Source organism: Desulfosporosinus sp. I2 (genome assembly GCF_000960765.1).
Taxonomy (GTDB): domain Bacteria; phylum Bacillota; class Desulfitobacteriia; order Desulfitobacteriales; family Desulfitobacteriaceae; genus Desulfosporosinus.
In genome coordinates, this window is the sequence record NZ_JYNH01000202.1 from 1 (window position 1) to 6,256 (window position 6,256).

Annotated in this window: 7 protein-coding genes and 1 pseudogene; all 8 read left to right on the forward strand. The window is 43.8% G+C overall.

What is annotated here, in order from left to right; translation table 11 throughout:
* The first annotated feature begins 1 nt into the window (after position 1).
* Complete coding sequence (pstC, locus tag UF75_RS24135; protein ID WP_052693601.1) at positions 2 to 892, forward strand: phosphate ABC transporter permease subunit PstC; 891 nt, start codon at positions 2 to 4, stop codon at positions 890 to 892.
* Positions 889 to 1,725, forward strand: a complete 837-nt coding sequence (gene pstA, locus UF75_RS24140) for a phosphate ABC transporter permease PstA (RefSeq protein ID WP_045577066.1) — start codon at positions 889 to 891, stop codon at positions 1,723 to 1,725. The genes pstC and pstA overlap by 4 nt, the downstream gene beginning before the upstream one ends.
* A gap of 15 nt (positions 1,726 to 1,740) precedes the next feature.
* On the forward strand, positions 1,741 to 2,493 hold the full coding sequence (pstB, locus tag UF75_RS24145) for a phosphate ABC transporter ATP-binding protein PstB (RefSeq protein ID WP_045577067.1): 753 nt from the start codon (positions 1,741 to 1,743) through the stop codon (positions 2,491 to 2,493).
* Positions 2,494 to 2,576: 83 nt separating this feature from the next.
* The gene (gene phoU, locus UF75_RS24150; protein WP_045577068.1) at positions 2,577 to 3,227 is read left to right on the forward strand and encodes a phosphate signaling complex protein PhoU; all 651 of its coding nucleotides are present in this window, start codon (positions 2,577 to 2,579) and stop codon (positions 3,225 to 3,227) included.
* Between the two features lie 134 nt (positions 3,228 to 3,361).
* Positions 3,362 to 4,708: a 30S ribosomal protein S12 methylthiotransferase RimO gene (gene rimO, locus UF75_RS24155; protein WP_045577072.1), complete on the forward strand. Its 1,347-nt coding sequence runs from the start codon at positions 3,362 to 3,364 to the stop codon at positions 4,706 to 4,708.
* Entirely contained in the window at positions 4,705 to 5,262 is a 558-nt protein-coding gene (pgsA, locus tag UF75_RS24160; RefSeq protein ID WP_045577069.1) for a CDP-diacylglycerol--glycerol-3-phosphate 3-phosphatidyltransferase, read from the forward strand. Before rimO ends, pgsA begins: the two co-directional genes overlap by 4 nt.
* Positions 5,263 to 5,479: 217 nt before the next feature.
* A complete protein-coding gene (locus UF75_RS24165) occupies positions 5,480 to 5,998 on the forward strand; it encodes a hypothetical protein (protein WP_045577070.1) in 519 nt (172 codons plus the stop codon).
* Between the two features lie 26 nt (positions 5,999 to 6,024).
* A pseudogene (locus tag UF75_RS24170) lies at positions 6,025 to 6,256 on the forward strand (ATPase); the annotation flags it as partial.

Below are 6,256 nucleotides of genomic sequence, written 5' to 3' on the forward strand. Positions count from 1 at the left end.
GATTTTGACTCTCTTGATGGCAATCAGTGTCAGTTCTGAGGTTTGGATGGGGTGGCAGATGTACCATTCAGCGAGACCGAGTATTCAAAAGTTTGGTTTTAGTTTTATTATTGGTCGTGTTTGGGATCCAGTCAAGGAACAATTTGGGGCACTTCCCTTTATATATGGGACTATAGTAACCTCGCTCATTGCTTTGCTTTTGGCGGCCCCTATCGGTCTTAGTGTAGCAATTTTCCTCAATGAGATGGCCATCTCTAAGGTGCGCACTGTGATTGGTTTTTTAGTCGAGATGTTGGCAGCGATTCCTAGTGTTGTCTACGGGTTATGGGGGATTTTTGTCTTAGCTCCTTGGCTAAGGGAAACTGTCGAACCTGGGCTGGCCAAGTGGTTGGGGTTTATTCCCTTCTTTAAAGGTACCCCAGTCGGCTTTGGAATGTTAGCTGGGGGGCTGATTTTGGCCATCATGATCCTTCCTACGATAGCGGCGATCTCTCGGGAGGTGATGGCCGCGGTCCCTAATATGCATAGGGAAGCGGCGTTGGCTCTGGGGGCCACGAAGTGGGAAATGATTCGTTTGGCCGTTCTTCCTTATGCCAAGTCGGGAATTATGGGGGGGGTCATGCTGGGCTTAGGACGTGCGCTAGGGGAAACTATGGCTGTCACCATGGTGATCGGAAATCGGCCGGATATTCTCCTTTCTTTATTTGCCCCCGCATATTCTATGGCGGCTGTAATCGCAAATGAATTCACCGAAGCGACGTACGATCTTTATTTGAGTGCGCTTGTGGAGATAGGGCTCATTCTATTTGGAATTACTCTGATTCTAAATGTGTTTGCTCGATTACTTATTTGGTCTGTAGCAAAGGGTCCGAAGGGAGGTAATCTAGTATGAATGACCGTCTCAGAAATTATCGAAATTGGATGATGCTCAGCGTTTTTACAATCGCTACCATCATTGCCCTTATCCCATTGTTTGGAGTACTAAGCTATGTCGTAAAAAATGGTATAAGTGCCTTGAGTCTACAGTTCTTTACAAATTTACCGAAAGCCATGGGTTTATCAGGAGGAGGGATGGCTAATGCAATCGTAGGAACCCTGATTATGGTTTTGATTGCTAGCTTGCTAGGAATCCCAATCGGAATCCTAGCTGCAATCTATTTAACGGAATATGACCGTCATAGTTGGCTAAGTGTCGGAGTTCGTTTTGCAACGGATGTTTTAACAGGAATTCCTTCAATTATTGTGGGTATTGTCATTTATACAGCGGTCGTCTTAAAAATGGGGAATTTCTCTGCTTTAGCTGGAGGGCTTGCCCTATCGATTATTATGATCCCTCTGATCATTCGTTCAACGGAAGAAATGTTAAAACTTGTTTCCCATTCGATCAGGGAGGCGGGTTACGCGTTGGGAATTTCCAAAGGAAAAACCATTTTGAGAATTATCTTACCGACCGCAGCAAAAGGGATTATTACCGGAGCGATGCTTGCTGTGGCACGGGTCGCTGGAGAAACAGCTCCGCTGCTTTTTACAGCTTTGGGAAATCAGTATTGGGCCCGTTCTTTGAATGAGCCCATGGCTTCCTTACCGGTTCAAATTTTTCAGTATGCTACGTCTCCCTACAAAGAATGGCATCAACAAGCCTGGGCAGGATCTCTCGTTTTAATTTCATTGGTGATCATTCTTAATTTAAGTGCGCGTTTTGCCTTTCGATCACGGAGTAACTAGGAAGGTGGTTTTCGAATGGGTCAGAGTATAAGTGTTCGTGATCTTGAAGCTTGGTATGGGTCTCACAAAACTCTTAAAGGTATCCATATGGACATTGCCCTTAATAACGTCACAGCCATCATTGGTCCGTCAGGCTGCGGAAAATCTACGTTTGTGCGCTGTATAAACCGAATGCATGAGACTATGCCGGGGACAAAAGTAAAGGGTGAAATTATCTTGGACGGGGTTAGTATTTATGACCAAGATCCCGTTGCTTTACGAAAGAGGGTAGGGATGGTATTTCAAAAACCCAATCCGTTTCCTTCAATGAGTATTTATGATAATGTAGTGGCAGGGGTCAAGCTCAATGGAATGACCCAGAAACATAAACTTCAGGCTATTGCCGAAAAAAGCTTGCGTATGGCGGCATTATGGGATGAAGTGAAAGATCGCTTGAACTACTCGGGTATGAGCCTATCAGGTGGACAACAGCAGCGTCTTTGTATTGCTAGGGCATTAGCAGTGGAACCGTCGGTACTGCTTATGGATGAACCCGCTTCTGCTTTAGATCCGATTGCAACAATGCATATTGAAGAGTTAATTCGGCAATTAAAAGCTGATTACACCATTCTGATTGTCACGCATAATATGCAACAGGCCGCTAGAATTGCAGATTCCACGGCTTTTTTTCTGAATGGAGAGTTAGTGGAACATGGACCCACTTCGGATATTTTTACAAATCCTAGTGATAAACGAACTGAAGACTATATCTCAGGACGTTTTGGATAATGAACTCGTTTGGCTAAACCTGAATATGGAACTCTACACTTAAAAGAAGTGGAAGTCACGAAAGTAGATGAAGGAGGATATTAATGCGTCAGTCACTCAACGAAGGGCAACTTGATTTGACAAAGATACTCAAGGACATGGGTGAGGAAGTCGGGAAGATTTTACAAGGGTGCATGCAAACCTTATTATCCTTAGACCGAAACCAAGCGGATTTTTGGATTAGTGAGGATCAAAAGGTTAATGACTTTGAGCGGCAAGTGGATGACCTGTGCGTTCGTTTGATTGCCACTCAACAACCCGTGGCTAAGGACCTACGCAAGATTATTTCGGCCATGAAAATATCGACAGATCTCGAAAGGATGGGTGATTTAGCGATCGATATCGCGAAAATTGTACGCAGAATTGACGGACCGCTCTGCAAACCCCTGATTGACATTCCTGAGATGGCAGAAATGGCTCTAGGGATGATGCGGCAAGGTTTGGAGGCTTACGCTAGTGAGAACATGGGACTTGCCCATGATCTGGCTGGGCAAGATGACAAAGTTGATTCCCTTTACAAAAAAGTTGTACGGGATCTATTATTGATTATGACTGAAGATCCAGAAAACTTAGATCAGGGAATGTACCTAGCCTTCGTCGCCCGTTACCTTGAGCGATTTGCGGACCATGCTACGAACATTGGAGAAAATGTGATTTATATCACCACGGCAGGTAGGCAGGATCTTAACATCTGATCGGTTAAGCTAAGTCTTCAAAATTGAACCTATAAATACTTTCACTTAGCAACAGACTGTAAGATACGTGTAAGTTAATATTTTTTGACCTTGTTGAAGTGTTGGTTTATACTAAGAAAGGTAAACCAATGGATATGAGGTGTAATGTTACGAAGAAAGTTGCAGTGGTTACTTTAGGCTGTCCCAAAAATCAAGTCGATAGCGAAGTAATGTCAGGATTGCTAGCCGAGAATCACATTTTAACGGATAATACTGAAGAGGCGGACATTATTGTCATCAATACGTGTACCTTTATACAATCGGCAAAGGAAGAATCAATTGAAACTATTTTTGAAATGGCAAGTCTTAAGGAGCGCGGTTCTTGTAAAACGTTGATTGCAACAGGCTGTTTAGCTCAACGCTATGGGACAGAATTGATGCAGGAGATTCCAGAATTAGACGGTGTGCTAGGGACTGGTAATATCGATGAAATCGCTAAACTGGTTCAAGTGGCTAAAGGGGAACGGTTGTCCCTTATTAAACAAGGAAAACCTGACTTTCTTCATGATGAGAAAACCCCTCGCAAACGTTCTACCCCGGATTATCTAGCCTATGTCAAAGTTGCTGAAGGCTGCGATAACTATTGTACGTATTGTGTGATTCCCTATGTTCGAGGGAATTTTCGGAGTCGTACTGAGGAGTCCGTGGTTCAAGAAGTTCGGGATATGGCTGCTCAAGGGGTCAAGGAAATTATGGTGATGGCTCAGGATACTACGCGCTTTGGACAGGATCTTTACGGGGAATTGCGCTTGCCTCAGCTTATTCGCAAGTTGGCGTGTATCGAAGGGATTGAATGGATTCGATTAATGTATTGTTACCCTGAACGCTTTACAGATGAACTTATTGAAGTCATGCGTCAAGAGCCTAAGGTTTGTAAGTATATTGATTTACCTTTGCAACATGCCAATAATAAGATTCTTAAAGAGATGAATCGACGAGGTACGATTGAGGAAGCAGAAGTGCTGATTGGCAAATTGCGCGAGGCAATGCCTGATATTACCCTTCGAACGACCATGATCACAGGTTTCCCTGGAGAGACAGAACAAGAATTCCAGACGATGGTGGATTTCATACAGCGTGTTCAGTTTGACCGTCTTGGAGTCTTTTCTTATTCCCAAGAGGAAAATACCCCTGCTGGGCAAAGAGAGGATCAGATTTTGCCAGAGCTTCGTGAGGAACGTAGAGGTATAGTCATGGAGATCCAACAATCTATTTCTGGGCAGAGGCAACAACGTTGGGTTAATAGGATTATAACAGTATTACTTGAGCAGGAACTACCGGACGGGCGTTGGATGGGTCGAACCGAAGGGGATGCTCCTGAAATCGATGGCCAAGTCTATATTACTAATGAGACTCAGGCATTGATAAGTGTGGGGGATATGATTAAAGTTCGCATCCTTGAGGCGGATAGCTATGATTTAATGGGAGTGGTTGTCTCGTGAATTTAGCCAATCGTTTAACTCTAGCGCGGATTATTTTAATACCGGTGTTTATGACCTTTTTATTACTACAAGTACCTAAAGGGTATACGCTATTCCCCCATCAAGAAATAGTAGCAGCCGTAATCTTCATTTTAGCCGCTGCGACGGATGGCTTAGATGGTTATATTGCTCGAAAGCGTCACCAAGTGACGAACTTGGGTAAGTTTATGGATCCTTTGGCAGATAAACTCCTAGTATCTGCGGCACTCATCTCCTTGGTTCAACTCGGGGAGGTGACCGCTTGGATCGCTTGGATCATCTTAGCAAGAGAGTTTTCGGTGACGGGGCTCCGTGCTATTGCTGCAGTGGATAGGGTTGTAATCAGTGCCAGCAAACTTGGCAAGATTAAAACCATTACCCAAGTGGTTGCGATTTCGGCAATTTTGTTACATGACTGGCCTCTTTCACTGATCGGGATTCACGTTGGGCAACCTTTTTTATACATAGCCTTGTTTTTTACCGTGATTTCCGGCCTTGATTATTTACGAAAATCTCGTAAATTATTGCGCAAATAAGATAACGCACACAACGGGGACAACGGGCTCGCAGACGCAGACACGGGGACGGTTTTTCTGTCTTTTTAGACAGAAAAACCGTCCCCGTGTCTGCGTTAGTTTCCGTGCATTTCCAGTTATGGATATAAGATATTGTCCGTGAATGATATACTCCGTGCTATAATGTCGGTAGAGTATGTGATATAGCATTTAGTATGACATAATGGAGGAAAATGAGATGACGAGACAGCGGATACTGCTGATAAGTCTTGTAGGGTTCCTGATTTTTGGCGCACTGCTTGGAGGTAAACTGGTCTATCAGAAGAAGTGGGTTGATGTTACAGTCATGAGTCAAAGTCAGCAAATTCCAGGCATTGTTTCCGCTAAAGTTGTGACTAATAGTGGTCTGAAAGAGATGGTTGTTACGACGGACCATTTAACTAATCTTCGTCAGGCAAGCAATACTCTTGTCAAATTAGCTGAGGGTGTTCCAATCCGGTTTATGGACCACGAAAATGAAGCCCTTGAAAAATTGTTTGGACAAATTCAGTTTGCCTTACAAGAAGGAATCGCTCGTGGTAATTTTACTGAGATGGACAAAAGCGTAAGAGCTCAGGCCGAAAAAGCAGGCGTACAGCTTGAATTAGAGATGGATAATGACGCCATATACGTACTCTTGAATCAGGGAGATGCTCAACTCATTGAAGTGATTGAGAGAAATGGGCTCAAGAAATTTCTGCCGACTGAAAACGAGTAAGATATTACCTGTGAAGGGGAGAGAACATGAAACTTGATATTTTAATAGGGTTTGCAATTGGGGTTTTCGCCTTTTTAATGGTTTTGGGGTATAATGTGTTCCCTATTGGATTACTGCTGGTGGCGGCGTATTTGGTATGGACATTGGTCATCTCACGTCAACTCGTAAAAAATGGGAATGGCGTGGCAATAGCCACTACGGATATTAATTTTGAGGATATCGGAGGACAGAGTGTTGCTAAGAAAGAATTGCAAGAGG